This window comes from Streptomyces umbrinus (assembly GCF_030817415.1).
In the GTDB taxonomy this organism is placed as follows: domain Bacteria; phylum Actinomycetota; class Actinomycetes; order Streptomycetales; family Streptomycetaceae; genus Streptomyces; species Streptomyces umbrinus_A.
Genome location: NZ_JAUSZI010000002.1, coordinates 11,986,537 through 12,008,754, shown reverse-complemented (window position 1 = coordinate 12,008,754; position 22,218 = coordinate 11,986,537). Strand labels below are relative to the sequence as shown.

Genomic DNA, 22,218 nt, shown 5'->3' with positions numbered 1-22,218 from the left:
TCGGCGCTGTCATGGCTTCAGTAGCGGCGTTGATCCTCAGCGTCTCTCCGCCCGCTTACGCTGGCGGTCCCTATATGTGGGCAAACGGCAACAGCATCGGTAAACGACTGACGGTCTGCGCTCAGGACCTCGGTGTCAGGGGCTCGCCGGGAAGTGGTGCGTTCGCTTACCTGCACCACCCACAGACCTTCACGGTCGAGAACGCCGGCCAGTATGAGTTCGGCGGCGAGTGGGTTTACGGCTTCGCTTGGGGCGACGTCAACCGCCGCGGCTGGGTCCAAAACGGTTGGTTCTGCAACAACTGACGCGTCCCTGACCGGGCTCGCAAGTCCTACCCATGGGAGGGACAGGAACGGGCTCTCGCGATAAAGCGGCGGCGAGACCAGGATTTCCGGTCTCGCCGCCACCTCTGCCGTGTTGTGCGGGCTGTCAAGAAGCAAGGGCCGGACCGTGCCGGGCTTCGACAATCACATGATCACCGGCACCGTGCCTGCACCCCCGTTCCTGGGCAGCGACCCACAAATACCGACATGACGCGCAGTCAAGGATGAACCCGACGAACCTCGTTCATGCAATGCCCCTGCCCCACGACCGACCATTCCAGAGCGGGAAGGCTGACGCAGAGCGGCATCTTCGCCAGGCGACGAGCCTGGACATCCTCGGCCACGTCGCGGCGGGCCACCGCCGTGTGTCGTCACTCAGACTGCCACGGGAACGGCAGCCGCTCACCGTGGCCTCCTCGCAGTCCTTCGGTTCGTGCACAGATCGGCCCCTGTCTGCGTACGGGGCAGGATCGGTGGCATGACGTCGCGCCCCGGGAACCCCGGGCTGTCCTCCGCCTGGTCCATCGCCCCAGCACTCTACGGTTCCCCTGCCGTGCAGCAACTGCTTCGGAACTTCCGGTCATCACAGGTCGCCCTCTACGGGTATGCCGACGACCCGTCCGATACGCCGCCTGGCGAGTTCGTGCCACCACGTGGACTGTTTCTCCTGGCCCGCGATTCAGACGGCGAGCCGTTGGGCTGCGGTGGGTGGCATCTCCTGTGCCCGGGCGCCGGGGAGATCAAGCGGATGTACGTTCGGCCGGAGGCTCGCGGCCGCGCCCTCGGCCGCCAGATCCTCCAGCGCCTGGAGGCCGACGCCCGCGATCAGGGCCTCGACTACATGCAGCTCGAGACCGGCGCTCTCAACGGTGCGGCCCTCGCGCTGTATGCCCGGCACGGCTACTCGTCCATCCCGTCGTACCGGGAGGGCCGCGACCCAGAGATCAACCGTGCGCTGCGCAGGGCTCTCTGACCCGTTTCGAGATCCAGGATGCCGCGGCCGCCGCTTCGTCAGGAACCTCAGCCCTCCGTGAGGACGGCCGCCAGCTCGTCGACCAAGGCGATGAGGCGCTCCAGTTCTGCTCCCTTTCGGGCGCGTCGGTAGCCGCGGCGGCGGCCCCAGAACGCGGCCTGGACCGCGTTGAGCTGTGCCCAGCGCCGCGCGCGTTCACGGTCGAGTCCGGCGGCCTCGGTGAAGACGTCGAGGGTGCGGCGGGTCGACCTGCGCAGGTCGCCTTCCTCGACGAGCACCACAGAGCGGGACTTGATCAGCGTGCCGCAGTCGTAGCCGGGATCGCCGGCCCAGCCTTTCGGATCTACAGCCAGCCAGGGCTCGCGTACAGCCGACAGGATGTTGCGGGGGTTGAGGTCGCCGTGGAGGAGGATGTCCGGCTGGTCCTGCGCCAGGTCGCGGATGGTCGCGAGCGCGGCGTCCACGATCTTCGGTGCCAGCGCGTGGGGCATCTCTGCCGTGTGCTGGCGGAGTTGCTTCTCCCAGGTGTTGGCCTGGTCCTGCAGCCGGGGAAAGTTCGGGGGTGCGGGGATGGCGAGGCGGCGGCTGATCTGTCCGGCGATCGTCGCCACTTCGTCGCCTGTTCCGGTCCGGGCCAAGGTGGTCGTGTGGGCCCGCTCCAGCAGCATCGCGAACTGCTCGTCGTCGCGTTCGTGCAGTAGGACGGCTCCGCGGCCGCCCCACGAGGCGAATGCGTCCGGCTCGTACTGGTTCCCTGGATGAGGGAAGGACACTTTCAGTACGGCGGGCTCGCTCGCCTTGCGGAGCGCGGGGACGACGATGCCGACGCCCCCGTGCATCACTTCGCCGTCCGGCTCGCAGTCCCAGCGCGCGAGCAGCTTATTGACGATGGCGGGCAGTTCGGCGAGCCATTCCGCGCCGCGCTCGCCTTCACGGGCGATGGTGCTCCGTACGAACTCCTCGGGTGGGCAGATCAACCGGTTCGTCCCCTGCGAGTGGCCACTGCGGGACGCAGGCCCGTGCCGTCCGGGAGCTGGCGCGTGCTCACGCGCGAGGTGGCCGGTGCAGGGCGCCTCACGACAGTGGCTCGCGTGAGTCCAGGAACGCCCTCAGTTCCGAGGTGGTGGAAGGCAGATCGTCGGTCCCGCGGACCCACTGGTGGCGGTCGTGCTCGGTCAGGGCGATCGGACCGGGCTTCTCAGGGGTGATCGTGAAGATGTACTGCCGGCTGGTGCCGCCGCGTGCGTTGGTGTAGTCGACGTGGCCCACGTACCGGTCGACCGACCGGACGGCCAGGCCGGTCTCGTCGACGACTGCGCGGAGGAGGCTGTCCAGAACGGACTCGTTCTTCTCTCGCTGTCCGGCGGGGATCTCCCACGTGCCTCCGAGGTAGTCGTCCGGGTTGCGCCGTACAACGAGGAAGGCTCCGTCGTGGACGATGATGCCGGCGGCGACCAGGTCGCGGATTCCGTCCGCCCTGGCCTGCTCCTCGAGGTCGGCGGACAGTCCGCTGAGGGCCGCGTACTGGGCGAGCGGGCTCATCGGCAGACCCCGCATGTCTGTGGGGTCGATGAAGGCGAGCGCGGTGCCTTCGGTGAGGACAAGGGAGGCCGGGTCGCCGTCCCACCGGCCGTGGAAGACGTGGACGGGGTAGCCGTCGGAGTCGACGGAGAACATGCGGGTCAGTTCGATGCCGTGGAGGCCGACTTCCTCATACAGTTCGCGTTCGCCGGTGGCGTGCGGGTCGGCGTCCTGCGGCTCGGCGCCGCCGCCCATGGGCGTCCAGGTACCAGGCGCCCAAATTCCTTCCTTCATGTCTCTCAAATGCATGAGGACCTCGCCGGCCTCGTTCGTGATCACCACCTGTGACGAGGATTTTTAGTTGGCACAGAAGAGGGATAGTTGGCACCAAGCTCACGGGCGTTCTCAGAGGTGACGGCGCATCACCTCGATGCACGTGGCCCGGGCCGCGTTCGATCGGTCCCGGGGGTACGGGATTCCGAGGTTCATGCCGGTGTCGGTGGTGATCGGTGACTGCCGCCAAGCGAGGCTCATCTGTGCGCTGGCTTCCGCGCGGGCCGTGGCCACGAGGGTTGCGTAGGGGCCCGCGACCGTCGTGGCTTCGATATGGAGCCATGCCTGGTGGAAAGCCATGCGTGCCAGCAGACCGCTGACCTCGTCGGTGAGTTGTTGTCGTATGGCGGGCGAGGACTCCGGCCGGCGCCGTATGCGGTACGGCATCTCCAGGTACTCCTCAACCGCCGTCAGGGCCTCTGCGCAGGTCTTGGCCCGGCGTTCCTGCCTCTTACGTCACCGGGTGAGGGTTCAAGAACGTGGGTGCGCGGATGCTGATGTCCGGGACAGCGCCGGGGCCAGCCAGCGGTTGAGGAAGGTGCGGAGCCGGGTTTCGTCCTGCGGTGGCTCGCTGGGGTGCTGCAGCAGCGACGTCAGGAGTCGCATGATGATCTCGGCGAGGCCGTTGAGGTCGTCCTCGTCGATGCCGGCGGCGGCCCAGTCGACGGGGAAGCGCTGCAGCATCTTGGCGCCGTAGGCGATGGTTTCCCTGGTGGTGGCGCCGCGACCGAAGGCGGTGGTGTCTCCGAGTTGCAGCAGAAGGCTCAGGCGTGGCTCGGTGGGGATGGTCCGTACGCAGAAGACCATGCCTTCGACCACGGCTTCGGCCGGGTCGGTGATCCCTTGCAGGTGCGCGATCATCAGGTCGACGAACGACTCGGCGCCCTGGGCCGCCACCTCGCCGATGATGTCGCTGATACGGCCGAAGTGGCGGTAGACGGTCTGGCGGGTGACGCCGAGCTCGCCGGCGACGTCGGACAGGGTCGTCTTTGTGACGCCGTGCCTGTCGATGCAGCGGGCGGTCGCGTCGATGATGCGCTGCCGGGCCTCCGCGTCCGATGCGGGAGGCCGGCCTCCCCAGCCGTGATGCCCCATGGGCTTAGGATCGCACAGGCTCTGCGGTCCGTCGGGACATGGTCGCGCGCAGTACGGCCACGATGAGCCCGGTTGCGGCTGCGGTGCACAGCACGGTGTACCACAGGCTGCCGATCGGCGTGCCCTGCTCGGTGATGCCATTGGCCGCCGCGAAGTAGGCCGGCAATGCGACCAACCAGAGGACGATGTGGACGCCGAGGTACAGCGCCGGATAGATCCGCGCGAACAGCGGCGACGCCACCGGAGCCCGATCTGTTCGCCGCGCGCGCCAGGCGTCCGCGAGAAGGGAGAGGCCGACGATCCAGACCAGGGCGAGCTCGGCACCGAGGATGGCCTGCTGAATCCCAAGCTGGTCCCCACCGCGGAAGACGTTGCTGGGCACGCCGGCGACCGTCATCGCGAGCGGTGTCAGGGCGCCGGCGGCCACGGTGCGCAGGCTGATCTGCCCGCCGGTGAGCGTGCCTCGGCCGTCCTTCGCGCCGACCAGCCGGACGACGAGATAGGTCATCGCGCCGAAGGACACCGAGGCGAACAGGAACATGCTGTTCATCGGAACCGAGGCGAGCGCCGGCTCATTGATCATCTCGTTGCCGGGGTTCCAGGCCCACCACTTCAGCTGAGGTCCGAGCTGATCGAAGATCTCGTAGAACGCCTGGCAGACGAACGCGACCGCCAGCGAACCGAGAAGGAGTCCACGTCGCGCGAAGACACCGAGAACGCGGACCACCTCGTAGGCGAGCTGCGACAGCGCCGGATAGAAGGCCACGATGTAGAGCGGCAGCCGGTCGTACATAAACTGCACGGTGAACACGTTGTGGGAGAAAATGAACCCGACGTGCTCCTCCAGGCCGAACCAGCCCGGGAAGTAGAGCGGCGGCTCGATCACCGCCAGGTAGACGAGCGAGGCGAACCACAGAGAGATGTTGACCGGGTCGCCGTCGCGCCGCCACCGCCGCCACGCATGGACGAGGGCGAACACCGCACCGCCGATGATGAGCAGCTCGAGGAACGGCATGGTGTCGTTCTCGAGACCGAACGGGTTGCGGAAGTCCACGATGGGATCGGCCTCATGGCAGGAGAACCCGAGCCTTCCAGCGAGGCGCTCGGCCGCTGAGTCGCATGAAAAGCTCATTCCCTGCTCCTCGGGTCAGTCATTGACGAGGTCGGTCTCGGCGTACGGCGAGCTGCCGGCGCGGGTCTGGCCGGTGAAGTCGGTGCCGGGCGGATCCTGCTGGTCGTCGAACCCGCCGGGCACGACCGTGCGTCCGAGCCGCTGACGCACCTTGTAGCGCGCGATGCCGAACCAGAACCGCACATCGGTGGTCATCTCCCTCAGTGACATGTCGAGGTTGAAGACCTGGGCGAACGTCCGCTCGACGTAGGCGTCCTCGCGGCTCGTGGCGTTGATGGCGTTGAAGACCGGCCAGCTGAGGCGCGCGGCCAGCTTGCGGCGCCAGGGAGCGACGACCTCACTCCCGGTCGCGAAGTCATATGCCTGGTCACGGGCCATCGCGAGCATCCAGGGCACGTCGAGTGACTTCTTCTGCCGGGCGAGGAACTCGCGGAAGAAGGCGAGGTCGAGGACGTCGTGGCCGTGCAACATCTCGGCGAGGATGAGCGCGGAGCGGGCCGCCGAGCTCATCCCCTGGGCGTAGAACGGGTTGAACGCGCAGATCGAGTCACCGACGCAGATCAGCCCGAGCGGGGGCTGGTCGAGCAGGTCGAAGCGGCGCCACTTGTTGCCGGTCGAGCGAGTGAGGTGCACCCCGGAGGTCGGAGTGCAGGCACGCGTCGCCTGCCCGAAGGACCTGGCCCGCACGCGGTCCACCGCGGCCTCGAAGGTGTCGACCTCGCGCGGCATCCGGATGCCCCACGCCCCCATGCACACGATGGCGCGGTCACCCTCGATCGGGAAGAAGTTGCTGAGGAACTCGTGTTCCTCGGGATGGTCGCCGGTGTCCTGCGTCGGAGTGACGACCAGGTGCTTCCACCACCACGCCGGTGGACGCCGGTCGGCGGGCGGCAGGTCGTACCACCGCGACGTGTAGGTGACCTTGGCGTCAAGGGTCTTCTCCGGCGGCGCCGGCCATCCCGCCGCGCTCAGCCAGTCGGCGACGGAGGAGCCGCGCCCCAGCGCGTCGACGACCAGGTCGGCGGACAGGCGGCCCGAGTCGTCGCCCGCGCGGTACTCGACTCCCTCGACGCGCCCGCGCGCGGTGCCGCCCCCGGTGGAACGAAGTCCGGTGACGGTCACGCCCTCGCGGATCTCGATGGCCGGGAGCTCGCGGACCTTGTCGCGCAGGACCCGCTCGATGAGCACGCGGGAGCTGTAGACCATCGTCATCGACCCAGCCTTGCGCGGGGCCCAGCCGGCGTGCTCGCAGTACGCCGCGTCCATCGACGGCATCAGGCACATCCCGCCCGCGGCGATCAGCGCCTCCTCGAAGCCAGGAAAGATCTCGCCAATCGCGCGACGCCCGGAGTTGAGGAGGAAGTGCGGGTGCTTGCTCTGCGGCACGCCCCGCCGATGCTGCGCGTCCGGCGGGAGCCGGTCCCGCTCCAGGACGATCACCTCGTCGAAATGCCTCGCGAGCACTCCCGCGGCGCACAGCCCCGCCACGCTGCCGCCGAGCACCACGGCCGTCTTTCCCCGCATGCTGCCTCCATTCATACATGTCATGACTGAATGTATGAGCGGAGGGGAAGGTAACAGGTACGGTCTGAACATGCCACCCTTCCCGCGAGACGTCGGGTCCGGCGGAGTGACCTCCCACGGTCCAGCCGGGGCAACGGCCGGCTGGGACGCCCACGTGGCCTTTGGTGTAGGGAGTCCCGCCGCTCCGCTTCCGGTCAATGCCCATGACCGGTGTCAGTTCTCATCGAGCGTGTTTCAACCTGAAGTTGCACTTACTGATCTCTTCGGGGTGTTGTCGGGTGACGCGTGGTGATCCCTGCGGTAGGGCCGGTGGTATGCGGCATGCGCAAGGTGGCGGGCTGACCACGGAGCGGCGGCGGTTTCGGGAGCGGATCCGGTATGAGGCGGGTGAGCGGTTCGCTCGCGGCGAGAAGAACGCGGTGATCGCGAAGGATCTGCGGGTCAGTGACCGGTCGGCGGAGCGCTGGCGGCGGGCCTGGCGGCAGGGCGGGATGGATGCCCTGGCCTCCGCGGGGCCGCCGAAACTGCCGAAGCTGTCGGATGGCCAGTTCGCCGAACTAGAGAAGGAGTTGGCGCTCGGGCCGGCCGAGCACGGCTGGGAAGACCAGCGGTGTACCGTGGCGCGGATCAGAGCGGTGATCGCCTGGAAGTTCCAGGTCGACTGCTCGATGGCGGCGGTGTGGCGGTTGCTGCACCGCCATGACTGGTCCTGGCAGTCTGTGTCGCGCCTGATCTACCGGCTCCGCCGGCACCGCAAGTGCCGGGGCAAGGGGCGCAACAGCTTCGCTTGGAGCGACTACCGCGACCTGGTCGTGCGTGCTCACATACAGCTCAAGGCCCCCATCGTCCTCGTCTGGGGCAATCTCACCACCCACCGGGCCGCCGGGATGCGCGAGTACGCGGTCGAGCATGACGGGCTTACCATCGTGCAACTGCCTTCTTATGCACCGGACTTGAACCCGGTTGAGGGCATCTGGTCGCTGTTACGGCGCGGCCCGCTGGCCAATGTCGCCTTCACCGACGGCGACCGATGGTTGCGGCATGGACCAGGAGTTGGAGCGTGCCGCGCTCGTCGCAGCCGAGGGGGCTAGTTGGATTGGATGCCCAAGTGAGGTTCCCCCTGCCGGTCGGACAGCTTGATACTGGGACGGATGGTCCCGGAGGAAGCAGTCACAGGTAGTGAGCCAGAAGAGCAACATGAGTAAGCGGTACACGGCCGAGTTCAAGCGGGACGCGGTCGCCTTGGCGTTGTCCTCGGAGAAGACGGTCACCGAGGTGGCGAGGGATCTGGGCGTGAGTCCGGAAGGGCTGCGCGGGTGGGTGAAGCAGGCGAAGATCGACCGCGGTGAGGGGCCCGCCGGGGCTTTGACCACTGCGGAGCGTGAGGAGCTGGTCCGGCTGCGGCGGAAGGTCCGCGAGCAGGAGGCCACGATCGAGGTTCTGGGAAAAGCGACCGCCTTCTTCGCTCAGGACAAGATGAGGTAGGCACCGCGGCACGGTGTCACCTCATCGATGCGGAGAAGGCATCGGAGGGGAATCTCGCAGGTCACAGCGTTGCGTTTCTGTGCCGTGTGCTGGGGGTGTCCCGTTCCACCTACTACGCGCACAGGGCGGCAGGGCCGGCCCGGGCGGTGCGGGAGCGGGCCGAGGAGGTGCTGGTGGGCGAGATCCGGGTGCTGCATGCCGGATCTCGCGGTGCCTACGGGGCCCCGCGTGTCCACGCCGCCCTGCGGCGGGCCGGGCGGGCGGTGAACTCCAAGAAGGTCGAGCGGCTGATGCGCAAACACCGGATCGCCGGGATCACCCGCCGCCGGCGTCGGGGCCTGACCCGGCAGGCGAAGCGGGCGGTGTTCGCGCTCGACCTGATCGGCCGGGACTTCACCGCACCCCGGCCCGGGATGCGCTTGGTCGGAGACATGACCGAACTTGTCACGCTGGAAGGCAAGTTGTATCTGGCGACCTGCATCGATCTCGCGACGCGGGAGGTGGTCGGCTGGGCGATGGCCGACCACCACCGCGCCGAGCTGCCGGTCGCTGCCCTGCGGATGGCGGCCGGGCGTGGCGGCCTGGAGTACCGCTGCATCATGCACACGGATCGCGGCAGTGAATACACGAGTGACGAATTCCGCACCGAAATAGGCAAGTTGCGCATGAGGCAGTCGATGGGACGCGTCGGCTCTTGTTACGATAACGCCGCCGCGGAAAGCTGGTTCGCCATCCTGAAAGCGGAGATCGGGACGACCGTGTGGGAGACCCGCGAGGCGGCCCGGGCCGACGTTTTCCGCTACATCGAGGTCGAGTACAACCGCAGCCGACTCCGTCGGCACCCCGACTACGGGTACGTCACCCCGCTCGAAACGAGATCCCTGCTCAGGCAGAACCTCGCCCCGGCAGCGTAAACACCCGCTGTCCAGTTCGCGGGGGGAACTTCAAAGTGCGGCGGCACCCCTTGTGACCTGCGCTGTACCAAAGTGCCAACTATCTCTCTGATTCCGGGCCCCCGGTTGCTGAAGCTAGTTGGCATCAGCACAGGTTGCGAACGTGGCCTAGTGTCAACTACCGATCCTGGTCACACCACCAAGGTGCCGTACGGGTCGTCGTCGGTTGGGCGATCTGGCTGCGGCCGTCCCAGAGCGGTGAGGACGCGGGCCCGCAAGACCGGGTCGCCGAGCTGGGAGGGACCGCACCACTCCGCCCCCGCCACCTCCTCGGCCTGCAGGGTCACCTCGACCGTTCCCCGGGTCCGGAAAAGGAAGCGGATGTCGAAGTGTCTATGCGCCGGCTCGCCCTTGGCGGGACGGGCCTCGATCGTGTGGACATCGATCTGGATCGGGTCGCCGCCGCAGCACGGCTCCAGCTCAGTGACGCCTGTCTCCTCGGCGATCTCACGCCGCACGGCGTCAGACAATGTGCTGTCGGACGGCTCGCAATGACCGCCGGGTTGGATGCGTCGCCCCGAGGCGCGGTGGTGGACCAGCAGCACCTCGTCCGCGTCGTTGACCACGACACCCGAGGTCGTCACGTGACCGCCGAACTCGGTGCGCCGAGTGAGGTCATGGCCAGCGTCGATGCGGACGAGCAGCGGCCGGAGAAGCTCCTGCTCCTCGGGATGCCGACACAGGTAGGCCGCCACAACATCCTGAATGTGCGACGCCGGAATGCCCATGCTGCTCCTTCGTCAACTCCCCGACGCGGCCGGCCGTGCGACGGCCTGAAGGCGCGTCGGGCCCATGAGCACGGATAGCACCGACATCGCCCACGTCAGCGTCCGTTCTCGAAGGTGCTGATGCTAGCCGTCGACGTGCCGATTCAGGGGTCCGCCATCCCGGTCGGCGCCCTGATCGGCACCCGGCTCGGGCACTTCAAGCCATCTTGGCCAGCGCTTAACTTCGCGGTGCAGCAACCTGGTTCGAGAATCCTTTCTTCTGACTTCTTCCCAGGTCATCGGGCCGCAGGGCCACAGTCCGCCCGCCGTCGAACGGCCTCTCGGATTGTCCGGATCACAGCCCCGGACTCCGCCGATTGTCAGTGCCGTACCCGAGGGTTCCTCCCGCGCCCCCACCCACCTTTCACTGCCGTCCGGGACGGCAGCCCCATCCCCCGAGCTCGGCCCCGCAGATCCGGAGGACCCTGTTGACGACCATCGCGGCACCGAAGAGTTCTTGGCGCCCGCGTGCAGGAGGTCGCCACCGGCGCACTGCTGCGGCCGCCCCGTTCGCGGCCGACACAGCAATCGCTCGATCAGGTGACGACCCTCTGAGCGAGTGATCGAACAGCGGATCACTGTTCCATCACCCAGTCCCCGCAAGGGGCGCCCCGCATTCTCGAACTTTTGACCGACACGTCGCCTGCTCTTGCCCGTAACGCCCTTTCCAGCAGCCGAGTTGTCGTGTCGCCAAGCCGCTCACCCTTCCCAGGAGGAACTCATGAATCCCGTCCCCGCCCCCACCGCTGTTCCTCCTGCTGTCGAACAGCGGGTCCGGCTCCCCCTGTCCCCTCGGGCCTACCTCGTGCACGGTGTTGACGCCGTCCGTCCGTTCGCCGCGGATCCGTCACGCCCGGAACCGAGGTGGGGGGCATGAGCGTCGCAAAGCCGATTCCGCCCGCCCTGCTGGGGTGGGCCCAGAGCGTCGTCGGCCCGGTGCACTTGCCCCGCGACGTCTCCCACGACCGCGGCAACTCCCTCGTCTGGAGGTTGAGTTGTGCCTCCGGTGCTGTCTTCGCGAAGGTGGCTCCGAGTCCGCAGGCATTCGCCCGCGACACCCGCGCCCTGCGGGAAGTAGCGCCGGGCATGGAGCTGGGCACGGCGCCCCTGCTGCTGGCGGCCGACCCCCTCCAGCTGGCCCTGTTGCTCTCCCCGGTGTCCGGCCGCATGGTGAAGGCGCTCTCCCTCACCCCCTCCGAGCAGCGCACTCTGCACTGGCAGGCCGGCCGCTGGCTGCGGAGCTTCCACGGCGGTGCCTGCGAGCTGTCGCCCCAGGACCGTGCCGATGCCGCCGCCGAGGTCGCCCGGGCCGCCGCCGGCGGAGAGAAGCACCTGGGCCGGGCCAGGGGCCTGATCGACTCGAAAGCGCGCCGGACCGTACGGTGGCATGCCGCCGCGCTCGGCCGGCTCGGGCCGCTGCCCGCCGGATACATCCATGGTGACTTCCGGGAACACAACTGGCTGCTCGATGCCGGCCCCGCGGCCCGGGTTTTCGGGGCGGTGGATCTGGAGCGTGCCCGTCCGCACGCTGCGGTTGCCGACCTCGTCCCCCTCGCCTGCGGATCCTGGGTCGGCTGCCCCGACCTTCAGGAGGCGTTCGTCGACGGGTACGGCCGCGGGCTCACCGCCCAGGAGCAGTGGGCCCTGCGCTGTCTGTCTGTGCTGGACGCCGCCAGCGCCATCTCGTGGGGAGCCCTCCACGGGGACGATGAGATCGCCGCCCGCGGGCAGGCCACGCTGGCCCGGCTGGAAGTGCAGGCCGCGTGAGTGACAAGCACTTGAGCCCGGCGAACGCCATCGTCCTGCTCCAGCGTGACGACGGGCGGATCCTGGCGGTGCGGCACAACGCCACGTCCGGGACCTGTCCGAACCAGGTCACCGTGATCGGCGGCAAGCTCGAGGACGGCGAGTTCCTCGACGAGGGCGCGGCGCGCGAGCTGTCCGAGGAAGTCGGCATCACATCGGCCCAGACCGCTTGCGGTTCTGCCAGCTGCTCCACTTCCACGCGGCGGACGGTGAGCGGGTGATCGGTGCCGCCTTCACGGTGCGGGAGTGGGAGGGCACCCCGTACAACCGCGAGCCGGGCACGCACACCGAGCTGGTGTGGGTCGACCCGGCCGCTCCGCCGCCCGACTGCCACCCCTTCACCCACGCGGTCCTCACCCACTTCGCCACCGGCCGGCTCTACGCCAACGTGATCGCCCCGGAACTGCTGGGCGGTGAGGCCGGGTGACGACCTCCACCCAGACGGCCAAGGCCGCGACGGTCACCTCCCCGGATCTGCGCCGCTTGGTCGTCAGCGAGTGCGCGAGCCTGTCCGGATCGGCGGTCAGCACCGTCGCCCTCCCCACCCTGGCCGTGCTGGAACTCCACGCCTCCACCACCCAGATCGCCGCGCTCGCCTTCCTTGGCCAACTGCCGAACGCCGTTGTGGCGCTCCCGGCCGGCGCGCTCTCGGACCGGTACGCCAAGCGCCCCCAGATGATCGCCGCGGACCTCACCGCTGCCGCGGGCCTCGCGACCATCCCGGCCGCCGCCTTCGCCGGGGTGCTCGGCATCGGCCAGCTGTACGCGGTCGCCGTCGTGCTGGGCATCACCAAGATCGTGCACGACGCGGCCGCCATCAGCTACCTGCCCGTCCTCGTCGAACCTCACCTGCTGCAGCGCGCGAACTCGAGGCTCGGCGCGGCCTCGTCGGTGGCGGACAGCGCGGGCAGCAACGCGGGCGCCGCGCTGGTCGGCGCCGTCGGCGCCGCCCGCTCCGTCCTCGCCGACGTCCTCTCCTACCTCCTCTCCGCCCTGCTCGTGTGGCGCATCCGCACCCCCGAGCCGGTCGCCATGCCGACCGAGGGCCGCCGGACCCTCGCGCGGGACATCGGTGAGGGCCTGCGCTACGTGGTCGGGCAGCCCACGATCCGCACGGTGATCGCGGCCCTGTCCACGCTCAGTTTCGGGCTGGCGGTCATGAACACGTACTGGGCGTACTACCTCCTCGCCGACCTGCACGTATCCCCGACGGCGTTCGGCGTGATCATGGGTGTCGGCGGCGCGGGCAGCCTGGCCGGGGCGCTCCTCGCCCCGCGCATCGCCTCCCGGATCGGCATCGGACCGACGATCATCATCGGGTTCGCGGTCAGTCCGCTGGCCCAGATCCCCCTCCTGCTCGCCGGACCCGGACTCCGTTGGCAGATCGCGCTCGCCGGGACGCTGGCCGTTCAGCTGTTCTGGGCCACAGCCTCCGGGACGAGCCAGAGGTCCCTCAGGCAGATCCTGTGCGAGCCCCGCTTCCAGGGCCGCATGCAGGCCGCGAGCACCACGGTGACCGCCGGAGCGCGGCCCCTCGCCGCCGCGGCCGCCGGCGCCCTGGTCCTCTTCCTCGGCGTCCGCGGCACCCTCACCGTCGGAGCGGTCCTCCAGGTCGTCCCCGTGATCCTTCTGCTCGTCTCCCTTGTCCGCGCCCTACGGGACATGCCCGTCCCGCCCGCGCGCACCGCTGTGCCGCCTGCTCGTGAAGGAGCATCATGACGACGACCGCGACCGCCGCGTACTGGGAACCGCTCTGGGCAGGCGGTCGTCGCTACCGGCAGCTCGACGGCTCCGAGAACCGGCTGATGGACGAATACCTCGGCTCCGGCCGCGGACGTCCGGCCCTCGACATCGGCAGCGGCGACGGCGCCCTGGCCCGCCGCCTTCACCATGAGCTCGGATACCGCACCACCGGCATCGACATCTCCCCCAGCGCCGTCGCACTCGCCGCCGCCCACGACGAAGGCCCAGCCCCCGGTCCGGCGTGGCGGTGCGCAGACATCACCACCAGCGACCTCACGGCACTGCCGGAGTCCGCGTACGCGGTCATCACCTGCCGCCTGGTCTTCCGATGGATGGACGACAAGGCGGCCTTCCTCAACCGCGTCCGCCACCTCCTTGTCCCCGGCGGGACGTTCTGGGTGGTCACCGAGATCGCCGGACGCCGCGAGGACACCGACCCCCTCCAAGGTCTCGGGATCAGCCCCGCCGAGACCGAAACCCTCACCTCCGGGTGGTCCGCCGTCCAGAGCGCCGACCTCGACGTGCTCCGCTGCTACGCCCTGCACCCCTGACCCCCACTCACCCCTTACCGATGGAGGACTCGGTGACCACCGAGAAGGACACCCTCGAAATCTGGAACACCTACGGCGCCCACCAGCTCACCAGAGGACTTCAGCTGCCCGAACTGGACCGGTGGGACTGGGGAATCCCGGAGACCGGCCCCGGCATCAACGCCCTCGGTGAGGTGGCGGGACTACGCGTCCTCGACCTCGGCAGCGGCCTCGGCCGGCACGCCGCGAACCTGGCCGCCCATGGCGCCAAGGTCACCGCTGTCGACGCCTCACCCGCCCAGCACCAGCGCGCCCTCACCCGCTACCCGGACCACCCCGGCCTGCACCTGGTGTGCGTCGACGCGGTGGACCACCTGCACGCTGCCGACCCGTACGACCTGATCTACTCCGTCTGCTCCGTGCCGTACCTGGACCCCAACCGTCTGCTGCCCGCCCTGGCCAACGGCCTCAAACCGGGCGGCCGCCTGGTCTTCTCCGCGCTGCACACCAACTCCGACGGCGCCGGGCCCTCGAACGAGGTGACCCCCCGCCCCGAGATCCTGCGCCTGCCCAGCACAACCCAGGACCACCCCGTGAACATGTGGGTCCTCAGCGTGCAGCTGTGGGAGGACCTCCTGGTCCAGCACGGCCTCACCCTGGAATCGGTCACAGCGATCGACTCCCCGACGACGGACAACGCGGTCTCCTACCGGCTGTACACGGCGCGCCGTCCGGAACGCGTGCCCAGCCGTCCCCGCACCAACGCACCTCCCCCGCCGAACACCGCGCTCGAGGTCGGTGTGATCGTGTACGGCCCGGACGGCATCCTGCTCGGCCGACACCGGCGCCGTACCTGGGAGCTCGCCGGCGGGACCGTCGAACCGGGCGAGACCTTCGCCGAGGCCGCCGTCCGCGAGCTCCGCGAGGAATCCGGCCTCGTGGCCGAGCCCGACGACGTGGAGGTGCTGGGCACGCTCCTGGACCGGGTGGGTGACGTCGTACGGCTGACGGTGGCCGTCCTGATCACCCGCTGGTCCGGCATTCCCCAGCAACGCGAGGAGGCCATCGGGTCCTGGCGGTTCTGGCCCCTTGCCGCGTTGCCCCATCCGCTGTTCGTGCCCAGCGCCCAGTGCCTGACCGCCTGGAACCCCGCCCTCCCCCTCGATCACCCGCCCGCCCACTTCCAGCCGTACGCCTCCCCCGGCCGGTAGGCCGGCACCGACCACACCCGCTACCGCGTTCGACAGAAAGGGTTACCCGTGCCTCCGGCCTCTTCCGCGTCCCGGCCTTCCCTGCTGGGCGTTTTCGGTCATCCGGACGACGAGTCCCTCCTGGCCGGCGGCGTCCTCGCGCAGCACGCCGCCGCGGGCGCCGCGACCGCCGTGGTCACCGCTACCTGGGCGCCCGACAGCCACCGGGCCGGTGAACTCGCCGACGCCCTGGACATCCTGGGAGCGGGCAGGCCGCGAATGCTGGGATTCGCCGATGCCCGCATCCCCGACTCTGCGCCCGACCGGCCCCGGCTCTGCGACGCCCCGTTGGAGGAGGTGGCGGGGCTGATCGTCGAACACATCCGTGCCGTACGGCCACAGGTCGTCGTCACCCACGACGCCTACGGCCAGCTGACCGGCCATCCGGACCACCTCCGCACCCACCACGGGACCTTGTTGGCGTTCCACGCCGCGGGCCTGGAACACCTCTACCCGCAGGCCGGGGCTCCGTGGCAGCCCGATGCGTTGTACGCCGCGACGCACCCGGATTCGGGGTTGGGCGAACTGGGTGTGCTGTTGACGCGGGTCGGCAAGAAGGTGCTCAGCGTGCCGGACGAGCACGTCACCGAGGCGGTCGACGTGAGCGACTGCTTGGACCAGAAGCTGGCCGCGATCTTGGCGCACCGCAGTGAAGCGGCGCGGGAGCGGCCCCTTCCTGGAATCCTCTCCCGGCTTCCCGCAGCGGAGCGGGAGTCGATCATCGCGACGGAGTGCTTCACCCTCCTTGGCAGGAGGCCGGCGCCGGACGGGGCGGTCCTCCGGCTATCGCGGTGAACTGCTGCCGAGGGGCTTGGTCATGGCCCGGTTGACTCGGGCGTCGCGTCCGGCGACATAGGAGGGGCAGGGCAGGTAACCGGCCCGGTGGTAGAGAGCGAGGGCGGCGGTATTGCGCCGTCCGGTCTCCAGCATGATGCGCGTTGCTCCTCGGCTGGCGGCGTGCCGTTCGAGGTGTTCGAGGAGGTACCGGCCGATTCCGTGGCCGCGGGCGTCACCGGAGACGTACATCCGTTTGATCTCCGCAGTGTGCTCGCCGAGGAGGCGTACTCCTCCGCGCCCAACCGCCTCTTCGCCGGCGTGGGCGATGAGGAACAGCCCGGGCGGGTCGAAGTCCGCCTCGGGGGTGGTGTCCGGGCCATCGGCGAAGCCGTACAGGCCGAGCTGTTCGGCGCGGAGGGCCTGGGAGAGGCGGCGGGCGTCCGGGTGGTCGTAGGGCGCAGCGGTCACGGAAGGCGTCAGGCGTATCGCGGCCGGGGCGTCGGAGGCGGTGGGCACGGAGGCCACCGCCCCAGGTCGGGTCGCCATCGAGCAGACCGGAGAGTTCCTCCAGGTCGACCGGTCGTGGCCGCAACACGAAGACGGCACCGCCAGTCACCGTGTCGAGTTGTTCTGCGAGGGCCTCGTCTCCGGGCCAGCCCCGTTCACGCAGGACGGACACGCACGCGGTCGCTTTCTCCTAGGCACCGGACACGCACCCCTGCGCTGGCTGCTGGAGTCGGTAGGCGACGGGGTGACACTGACTCAGGCTGGCTACCTGCCACGCGCCTTGGTCGTCGAGGCCGCCGAGCGCTATGACTGGCATCTGCCCGGCATGGTGCCGCGCACCGAGTACGACGTCGACCTCCCCCACCGCCGAACTGCACGAACTGGCCCGCGCGACGCGGCTGCTCGCCAAGCGGCACCGCAAGCTCGCCCTGACCGCCCGTGGTCGGCAGCACCTCGCCGACCCGGCTCTGCTGCAGGCCACCGCGGCCCGCGCGTGGTTCGGCGACGGTGTCCGAGCCGAGCTCGCCGAAGCCGCCACAGCGGCCCTGCTGGGCGGGGAGCTCACGCTCGACGACCTCACCGATGGCGTGCACACCCTGGCCGCCGCGACGTTCACCCTCGCCGACGGCAGCACCCCCACGGCCCGAGGACACCCGCCACTTCCTGTGGCAGTGGCTGCGTCCCGGCGAGGCGATCGGTTTCCTGGCATAACGCGATCGCCGTCGCTCCGCCGTCTCCCTCACCCCTACGGGCCGAGCCGCCGCCCTCACCGCACTTCGAGCACGTGCCCATGCCCCACGGACCGCGCCCTGGGCGTGATCCTCCCGCTCAGGTCCGGGCGGGCAGTACGCAACCGAGTTTCAGCAGCGCGGTGCGGAAGGCCGACAGGTCTCCGGGGGCCACCATGAGGTGTTTCTGACCGATCCGGGAGCACAGTGCACCCGCCCCGCGGTCCTTCGCGATCATCACGGCCTGTGCCTCGTCCACGCACTCCAGCAGGTGGCACGTACCCAGATCCCGTACCTTCTCGGTGCGGGAGGCGGCGTCGGCCAGCAAAGCCGTGACGGTCTGCGGCAGTTCCTCTCTTGTGACGCTCTCGGCGAGGAAGCGGCGCAGCTCGTCCAGGCCGCGGCCTGCGTGGAGGGCCTTCAGCACGGAGGCAGTGGACAGCGTCCAGACACGGTCGGCGGACCGGGTGGCGAACGCGTCGAGCAGCAGCGCCTCGGCGGGGGCCAGGCCGTCGAGTGCCACAACGTCGAAGTTCGGCAGAACCCTGACCGGGCTCCACGCCCCGACGGCGGGTACCGGGCCCGGCCGGTAGTCGTCGGTGCGCCCCGTCGCGTACGCCCCGAGCGGGTTCAACCGGATGGCGAGCAGCCCGTCGTACCGGCTGAGCCGCTCCACCCAGTCGGCGCCCCGCATGTGGCGGAAGTCGTCCCTGACGCTGTCCGGGTCGATGTACTGGACGTCGACGAGACCGAGGGTGGCCGCGTACTCGAACAGCACGCACAGGGTGTAACGGCCCTGCAGCACAGGCCAGTCGTGGTGTCCGTCGTAGCCAAGGCTGCCGTACTGCGCGTCCTCCAGGTACAGCTTCCACAGCGCCCGCTCGGAGCGGACCAGGTATGGGTCATGGCCTGCGGTACGCATCGCCTTGAACAGCTCGTCCACCGTCACCCATTCCCCGGGCGGACAGCACTCGGCGAGCGCCGCGCCCACCGCCCTGCGGCGCGGACCGGTCGCGCTGAGGACGCTCGCCGCACGCTGCCCCTTGACCGCCTCGATGCGGCTGAACTCGTCCAGCACCCCGTGGCTCAGCCAGCGCCGCCACAGGTGCCGGATCGTCTCGTGGGCGGGCCCGGCCAGCGCCTTGCGGCCCCGCGCGGTCAACTCCAGTCGGCCGCTGGGCAGTTCCGAGAGACCGCCGGCTTGAAGCAGCAGCGGCCAGGCGAAGGCCCTGACCGCCTCGCCCGCTCCCCATCCGAGCCCACCCGCAGCGGCGATAGGATTCGCCGTGTGAGCGAGTACCAGTACTACGGTTCCAGGCCCTCGACCGGCCGCTCAGCCGCGAAGAACGGGACCAGCTACGGGCCATCTCCACCCGGGCACGGATCACCGCGACCACCTTCACCAACACCTACAACTGGGGTGACCTGAGCGGCAATCCGCGCCGCATGGTCGAGCGGTACTTCGACGCCCACCTGTACGTCACCAACTGGGGCACCCACCGGCTCATGCTCCGCCTGCCCAAACAGGCTCTGGCACCGCGCACAGCGCAGCCGTACTGCCTCGACCACCACGTCGACGCCTGGACGACCCGCACCCACCTCCTTCTCGACCTGACCAGCGAGCACGAGGGCGGGGACTGGATCGAGGGCGCCGACGACTCACTGGCCGCCCTCATCGGCGTACGCGACGAACTCGCCACCGGCGACCTGCGCCCCCTCTACCTCGCCTGGCTCTCCGCCCTCACCGCCTGGGAACTCGAGGACGACGAAGAGGAGTACCAGACCACCCCGGAACCGCCCGTCCCGGCCGGCCTCGGCGAGCTCACCGCCCCACAGCGCGCGCTCGCGGACTTCCTACGCGTCGATGCCGACCTGCTCAGGGTCGCGGCCCAGGCCAGCCCCGCCACGGCCAAGGAACCGGCTCGGCCCACGAAGAAGGAACTCGCCCCACTGGTCGCCGCCCTGCCGGACGGGACCTCGCGGGAACCCACCGGTTGGGATACGGGCTGCGACGCGGACACCAAGGTCGGCGACCGCTTCACGGTGCACCAGGACCCGGAAGGCCTGGTGGCGCCACAACACTCCCTCCTGGTCACCGCCCCGCAGTACGCGTGCTTCGTCGCCGCGGGCGTGGCGACGCTCGTCACGCTGGGCGCCCTGACTGGAGTCCACGCGGCCCGCCACCGGCGCGGATATGACTCCCAAGGTTGATGGCCAGCGATGTAAAGAGTGCGGCGGTCCCATCGATCGTTACGGCGCACCTCCGAAGTGGGCTGACCCCGAACTCTGTCGCATGTGCGCGTACGACAAGGACGACGAGAGGACGCGGAGGGAGACCGGCGCCGACGAAGGCTCATCGCCGTCGAGCCGTCACCCAAGCGCCTCGATGGCCTTGACGATCAGGGTGCGCGCCAAGACGCCGACACGGTGCCGTACGGCGAGCGGGACCATGTAGTGGCGCTGGGCAACCTGGGCCGGGCCTGGCCTGTCGGAGTACGGGTTCAGCAGCGATCCGGAGGCGTTGCGCCGGTCCGTGACGGCGCTGGGAAGCGCCGTCCGGGCGAGTGCTCTCGACACGTCGGGGCGCGGCGAGGCCCAGATCAACTACGGCGGCGCCCTGTACGTCCAGTACGAGCTCTGCCTGGACCCCGGGGTCCTCGCCTCGGCAGGGCACGCCTTCCGTGAGGCGGAGGAGATCGAGACACTGCAGCCGATGGCTCGGATCAAGGCCGCACGCGCATGGGCAGACACCAAGGCTCAGGCGGGGCAGTGGCGCCGGACCCGGGACGCCTACGCGTTCGCGGTCGGCCTGCTGCCGCTCGTGGTGCCGCGGCGTTTTGCCCGCGACCAGCAGCGGGCGCTGACGGAGCTCAACGGTCTCGCCGCCAACGCGGCCGCTGACGCGTTGTGAGCGGATGCCCCGGAGACGGCGGTGCAGCTGCTCGAACTCGGCCGTGGCGTGCTCGGCGGACGGCCGTTCACGCCCAGGCGATACGCGAGGCGGTCAGGTGGCGGGAGCAGCTCCAGGACCTCCTGCGGGCGAAGGACCGGGCCGAGGCCCGCCTCTCCAGGTCGCTTGAACGCGCCCGGCGCCGTGGGACCGTCCGGCCCAACCCCCGGAGGTATCGGCGGTTCCAGCGGAGGATGGCCGCGGCCTAGCGGGCATATCAGCAAGCCGTCGGCGACCTGCCCGTGCGGGTGCAGCCGGAGATCGCCAAGGCGCCGAGGGCGAAGCACCACCGGCAGATCACGATCCGGAACGAGTTCAATCGGCGCGACCGGCAACGGCAGCAGGCGATCAACGCGGTCGACCGAGCCAGGGTCTGGCGGATCCTCGTGCGGGACACAACCGCCTACCTGAAGCGCAGCGACGTCGAGCCCACGACGACGCTGCCAGGCCACGGCGAGGCATGGAGTGAGACGCTCGACATCGGCGACCTGGCGCGCTGGCTCGCACCGCTGCTCTACAAGCGGTTGATGGTGCCACCGAAGGTCTGGCACATGGTGTGGGACGATGCCGCCGCCGAGGCGACCCGAGGCGAGCTCGCGCCCCTGCACATTGATCTGACCGAGTGGTGGTTCGGGCACTACGGTCCGGCCGCCGACACGGTCACTGAATCGGAGATGCGCCACCGTCGTGGCGGTTACAGCTCCGGCAGTTTCGTCTGAGGATCGCCGTTGGCACCCCCGAACCGCGGACCGGGTCTCGACCATCGGTACGGCCATTATCGCTAACGACCAAGGGGGAAATTGAGATCTGGGCGTGCTGGCCTGGCGGTTCGGCTGGTGGGTGATCAGCAGGCGGTGTCGCGGATGAGGACGAGTTCGCCGCCCGCCTGTACGCACTCGGCCTGCCCCTGGCCATCCGGCACCAGAACGACGCACCCGCCCCCTACCGTCCCCTCCCAGGAGCGGTGAGAAGTCCGGCTAGGGTGTCACTCACGTCGGGTCCCGGTGCCGCCCTCCCCCGCGGGCCAGCGCCGGGACCGTGCTGTTCACGGGGTGGTGACGGCGCGGGACGTCCCCCCGGCGTCCCCCCCAACGTCAAAGCGCCTCTTCGATCTTCTCGGCCTGACGGTCCGCCCACATCCGAATGGGGTCTGCGTCCTTCCCTCCAGCGCCCTCGTCACCGCTGTACCCGTAGCCATTATTCGACAGGACCTGGGCGACCACCGACCCGCACCGCAGCACCACGACGCTGCCTTTCGCACTCTCCAGCCTGAAGGACCGGCTCTCGTCCCCCACGTCCGGCTCCTTCTGCTCCTCGGCGTGCAGGTCGTCGCGGGATTCGTTCACCATCCGCCTGAAGGCCGTCCCGGCCGCGGCGTCGTCCTTGTAGGCGAGGACGAAGGAACCCAGGCGCGAGTTCACGTCGGACGTGTTCACGAACCCCGTCATCCCCATCCCCCGCAGACCCCGGCACGCCCAACCGTCCTTCTCCTTCCGGTAGGTCCGGCACTGAGCATCCAGCTGGCTCCCGGTCAGCAGGGCCTTCCCCTTCTCGTTCCGGTAGCCGCCGGGTGGGCTCAGAACGCCCACGACTCCCCCGATGGACGCGTAGCCGTCCAAGTCCTTGTCGGTCGGAAGAGCCCCGTCGACCTCCTCGGAGCCGTCGAGCGTGGGACCAGCCCGGAAGGCGTACGCGAGGGCGCCTGCCAGCAGCACCAGCACCCCGCCCACCAGCAGGCGCCGCCGTGTCATCCGCATCACGTCCGCTTCCCCCTCATCCTCAACGTCCTCGGCGTCACCTTGCTATCAGCGTGCCGTCGGG

At 69.6% G+C, this 22,218-nt stretch carries 24 protein-coding genes and 1 pseudogene; 15 read left to right on the top strand and 10 right to left on the bottom strand.

All coding sequences use genetic code 11. The features are described from left to right. Positions 1-11 precede the first annotated feature (11 nt). Positions 12-305, top strand: coding sequence for a hypothetical protein (locus tag QF035_RS53680; protein ID WP_307530378.1), 294 nt, complete (start codon positions 12-14; stop codon positions 303-305). A 496-nt stretch (positions 306-801) separates the two neighbouring features. Continuing rightward, positions 802-1,296: a GNAT family N-acetyltransferase gene (locus tag QF035_RS53675; protein ID WP_307530376.1), complete on the top strand. Its 495-nt coding sequence runs from the start codon at positions 802-804 to the stop codon at positions 1,294-1,296. Between the two features lie 47 nt (positions 1,297-1,343). On the opposite strand, the gene QF035_RS53670 is transcribed toward QF035_RS53675, so the two are convergent. From QF035_RS53670 to QF035_RS53645, 6 genes are all read right to left on the bottom strand, one after another. Continuing rightward, positions 1,344-2,273: an aminoglycoside phosphotransferase family protein gene (locus QF035_RS53670; RefSeq protein ID WP_307530374.1), complete on the bottom strand. Its 930-nt coding sequence runs from the start codon at positions 2,271-2,273 to the stop codon at positions 1,344-1,346. Between the two features lie 97 nt (positions 2,274-2,370). Then, positions 2,371-3,156 carry an NUDIX domain-containing protein gene (locus tag QF035_RS53665; protein WP_307532011.1) on the bottom strand — a complete coding sequence of 262 codons (786 nt, stop codon included), beginning with the start codon at positions 3,154-3,156 and terminating at the stop codon, positions 2,371-2,373. A gap of 66 nt (positions 3,157-3,222) precedes the next feature. Next, on the bottom strand, positions 3,223-3,537 hold the full coding sequence (locus QF035_RS53660; protein WP_307530372.1) for a hypothetical protein: 315 nt from the start codon (positions 3,535-3,537) through the stop codon (positions 3,223-3,225). Positions 3,538-3,621: 84 nt separating this feature from the next. After that, positions 3,622-4,245: a TetR/AcrR family transcriptional regulator gene (locus QF035_RS53655; RefSeq protein WP_151483326.1), complete on the bottom strand. Its 624-nt coding sequence runs from the start codon at positions 4,243-4,245 to the stop codon at positions 3,622-3,624. Positions 4,246-4,249: 4 nt separating this feature from the next. Next, positions 4,250-5,377, bottom strand: coding sequence for a hypothetical protein (locus tag QF035_RS53650; protein ID WP_307530369.1), 1,128 nt, complete (start codon positions 5,375-5,377; stop codon positions 4,250-4,252). Positions 5,378-5,392: 15 nt separating this feature from the next. Continuing rightward, positions 5,393-6,901, bottom strand: coding sequence for an FAD-dependent oxidoreductase (locus tag QF035_RS53645; protein ID WP_307530367.1), 1,509 nt, complete (start codon positions 6,899-6,901; stop codon positions 5,393-5,395). Positions 6,902-7,215: 314 nt separating this feature from the next. Here QF035_RS53645 and QF035_RS56350 point away from each other — a divergent pair, with 314 nt between their 5' ends. The 3 genes and pseudogenes from QF035_RS56350 to QF035_RS53625 form a co-directional block, all read left to right on the top strand. Further along, a complete protein-coding gene (locus tag QF035_RS56350) occupies positions 7,216-7,992 on the top strand; it encodes a transposase (RefSeq protein ID WP_444968445.1) in 777 nt (258 codons plus the stop codon). Positions 7,993-8,098: 106 nt separating this feature from the next. Beyond that, positions 8,099-8,386 carry a transposase gene (locus QF035_RS53630; protein WP_123471932.1) on the top strand — a complete coding sequence of 96 codons (288 nt, stop codon included), beginning with the start codon at positions 8,099-8,101 and terminating at the stop codon, positions 8,384-8,386. A gap of 14 nt (positions 8,387-8,400) precedes the next feature. Continuing rightward, positions 8,401-9,300: pseudogene (locus QF035_RS53625) on the top strand (IS3 family transposase); the annotation flags it as partial. Positions 9,301-9,470: 170 nt separating this feature from the next. On the opposite strand, the gene QF035_RS53620 reads toward QF035_RS53625, so the two are convergent. Continuing rightward, entirely contained in the window at positions 9,471-10,067 is a 597-nt protein-coding gene (locus tag QF035_RS53620; protein WP_307530365.1) for an NUDIX hydrolase, read from the bottom strand. A gap of 912 nt (positions 10,068-10,979) precedes the next feature. Between QF035_RS53620 and QF035_RS53615 the strand changes: the two genes are divergently transcribed. From QF035_RS53615 to QF035_RS53585, 7 genes are read left to right on the top strand one after another with little or no spacing between them, the layout of a single operon-like run. Then, positions 10,980-11,873 carry a phosphotransferase gene (locus QF035_RS53615; protein ID WP_307530364.1) on the top strand — a complete coding sequence of 298 codons (894 nt, stop codon included), beginning with the start codon at positions 10,980-10,982 and terminating at the stop codon, positions 11,871-11,873. After that, positions 11,870-12,133: an NUDIX hydrolase gene (locus QF035_RS53610; RefSeq protein ID WP_307530362.1), complete on the top strand. Its 264-nt coding sequence runs from the start codon at positions 11,870-11,872 to the stop codon at positions 12,131-12,133. Before QF035_RS53615 ends, QF035_RS53610 begins: the two co-directional genes overlap by 4 nt. Next, positions 12,130-12,339: a hypothetical protein gene (locus QF035_RS53605; RefSeq protein ID WP_307530361.1), complete on the top strand. Its 210-nt coding sequence runs from the start codon at positions 12,130-12,132 to the stop codon at positions 12,337-12,339. Before QF035_RS53610 ends, QF035_RS53605 begins: the two co-directional genes overlap by 4 nt. Continuing rightward, positions 12,336-13,631, top strand: coding sequence for an MFS transporter (locus QF035_RS53600; RefSeq protein WP_307530359.1), 1,296 nt, complete (start codon positions 12,336-12,338; stop codon positions 13,629-13,631). Before QF035_RS53605 ends, QF035_RS53600 begins: the two co-directional genes overlap by 4 nt. Further along, the gene (locus tag QF035_RS53595) at positions 13,628-14,206 is read left to right on the top strand and encodes a class I SAM-dependent methyltransferase (protein ID WP_307530357.1); all 579 of its coding nucleotides are present in this window, start codon (positions 13,628-13,630) and stop codon (positions 14,204-14,206) included. The genes QF035_RS53600 and QF035_RS53595 overlap by 4 nt, the downstream gene beginning before the upstream one ends. Before the next feature lie 32 nt (positions 14,207-14,238). Then, positions 14,239-15,396 (top strand): bifunctional class I SAM-dependent methyltransferase/NUDIX hydrolase, encoded by a 1,158-nt coding sequence (locus QF035_RS53590; RefSeq protein WP_307530355.1) that lies wholly within the window; start codon positions 14,239-14,241, stop codon positions 15,394-15,396. Positions 15,397-15,444: 48 nt separating this feature from the next. Next, entirely contained in the window at positions 15,445-16,230 is a 786-nt protein-coding gene (locus QF035_RS53585; RefSeq protein WP_307530353.1) for a PIG-L deacetylase family protein, read from the top strand. Here QF035_RS53585 and QF035_RS53580 read toward each other — a convergent pair. Further along, positions 16,219-16,758, bottom strand: coding sequence for a GNAT family N-acetyltransferase (locus tag QF035_RS53580; RefSeq protein ID WP_307530351.1), 540 nt, complete (start codon positions 16,756-16,758; stop codon positions 16,219-16,221). The genes QF035_RS53585 and QF035_RS53580 overlap by 12 nt on opposite strands. Positions 16,759-17,547: 789 nt before the next feature. Continuing rightward, complete coding sequence (locus tag QF035_RS53575) at positions 17,548-18,609, bottom strand: helicase-associated domain-containing protein (protein WP_307530349.1); 1,062 nt, start codon at positions 18,607-18,609, stop codon at positions 17,548-17,550. A 284-nt stretch (positions 18,610-18,893) separates the two neighbouring features. On the opposite strand from QF035_RS53575, the gene QF035_RS53570 reads away from it, so the two are divergent. The 3 genes from QF035_RS53570 to QF035_RS53560 all read left to right on the top strand — a co-directional run bounded on the left by QF035_RS53570 (position 18,894) and on the right by QF035_RS53560 (position 21,116). Further along, entirely contained in the window at positions 18,894-19,658 is a 765-nt protein-coding gene (locus tag QF035_RS53570; protein ID WP_307530347.1) for a hypothetical protein, read from the top strand. 322 nt (positions 19,659-19,980) lie between these two features. After that, positions 19,981-20,358: a hypothetical protein gene (locus QF035_RS53565; RefSeq protein WP_307530345.1), complete on the top strand. Its 378-nt coding sequence runs from the start codon at positions 19,981-19,983 to the stop codon at positions 20,356-20,358. Between the two features lie 281 nt (positions 20,359-20,639). After that, positions 20,640-21,116 carry a hypothetical protein gene (locus QF035_RS53560; protein WP_307530343.1) on the top strand — a complete coding sequence of 159 codons (477 nt, stop codon included), beginning with the start codon at positions 20,640-20,642 and terminating at the stop codon, positions 21,114-21,116. 375 nt (positions 21,117-21,491) lie between these two features. On the opposite strand, the gene QF035_RS53555 is transcribed toward QF035_RS53560, so the two are convergent. Then, entirely contained in the window at positions 21,492-22,157 is a 666-nt protein-coding gene (locus tag QF035_RS53555; RefSeq protein ID WP_307530342.1) for a hypothetical protein, read from the bottom strand. Between the last annotated feature and the right edge of the window lie 61 nt (positions 22,158-22,218).

Bases quoted from the DNA above. Each gene is read 5' to 3' on its own strand.
- QF035_RS53680 (WP_307530378.1), top strand. From the start codon at position 12: ATGGCTTCAGTAGCGGCGTTGATCCTCAGCGTCTCTCCGCCCGCTTAC.
- QF035_RS53675 (WP_307530376.1), top strand. From the start codon at position 802: ATGACGTCGCGCCCCGGGAACCCCGGGCTGTCCTCCGCCTGGTCCATC.
- QF035_RS53660 (WP_307530372.1), bottom strand. From the start codon at position 3,537: ATGCCGTACCGCATACGGCGCCGGCCGGAGTCCTCGCCCGCCATACGA.
- QF035_RS53655 (WP_151483326.1), bottom strand. From the start codon at position 4,245: ATGGGGCATCACGGCTGGGGAGGCCGGCCTCCCGCATCGGACGCGGAG.
- QF035_RS53650 (WP_307530369.1), bottom strand. From the start codon at position 5,377: ATGAGCTTTTCATGCGACTCAGCGGCCGAGCGCCTCGCTGGAAGGCTC.
- QF035_RS53645 (WP_307530367.1), bottom strand. From the start codon at position 6,901: ATGCGGGGAAAGACGGCCGTGGTGCTCGGCGGCAGCGTGGCGGGGCTG.
- QF035_RS56350 (WP_444968445.1), top strand. From the start codon at position 7,216: ATGCGGCATGCGCAAGGTGGCGGGCTGACCACGGAGCGGCGGCGGTTT.
- QF035_RS53630 (WP_123471932.1), top strand. From the start codon at position 8,099: ATGAGTAAGCGGTACACGGCCGAGTTCAAGCGGGACGCGGTCGCCTTG.
- QF035_RS53620 (WP_307530365.1), bottom strand. From the start codon at position 10,067: ATGGGCATTCCGGCGTCGCACATTCAGGATGTTGTGGCGGCCTACCTG.
- QF035_RS53615 (WP_307530364.1), top strand. From the start codon at position 10,980: ATGAGCGTCGCAAAGCCGATTCCGCCCGCCCTGCTGGGGTGGGCCCAG.
- QF035_RS53595 (WP_307530357.1), top strand. From the start codon at position 13,628: ATGACGACGACCGCGACCGCCGCGTACTGGGAACCGCTCTGGGCAGGC.
- QF035_RS53580 (WP_307530351.1), bottom strand. From the start codon at position 16,758: ATGGCGACCCGACCTGGGGCGGTGGCCTCCGTGCCCACCGCCTCCGAC.
- QF035_RS53570 (WP_307530347.1), top strand. From the start codon at position 18,894: ATGGTCGAGCGGTACTTCGACGCCCACCTGTACGTCACCAACTGGGGC.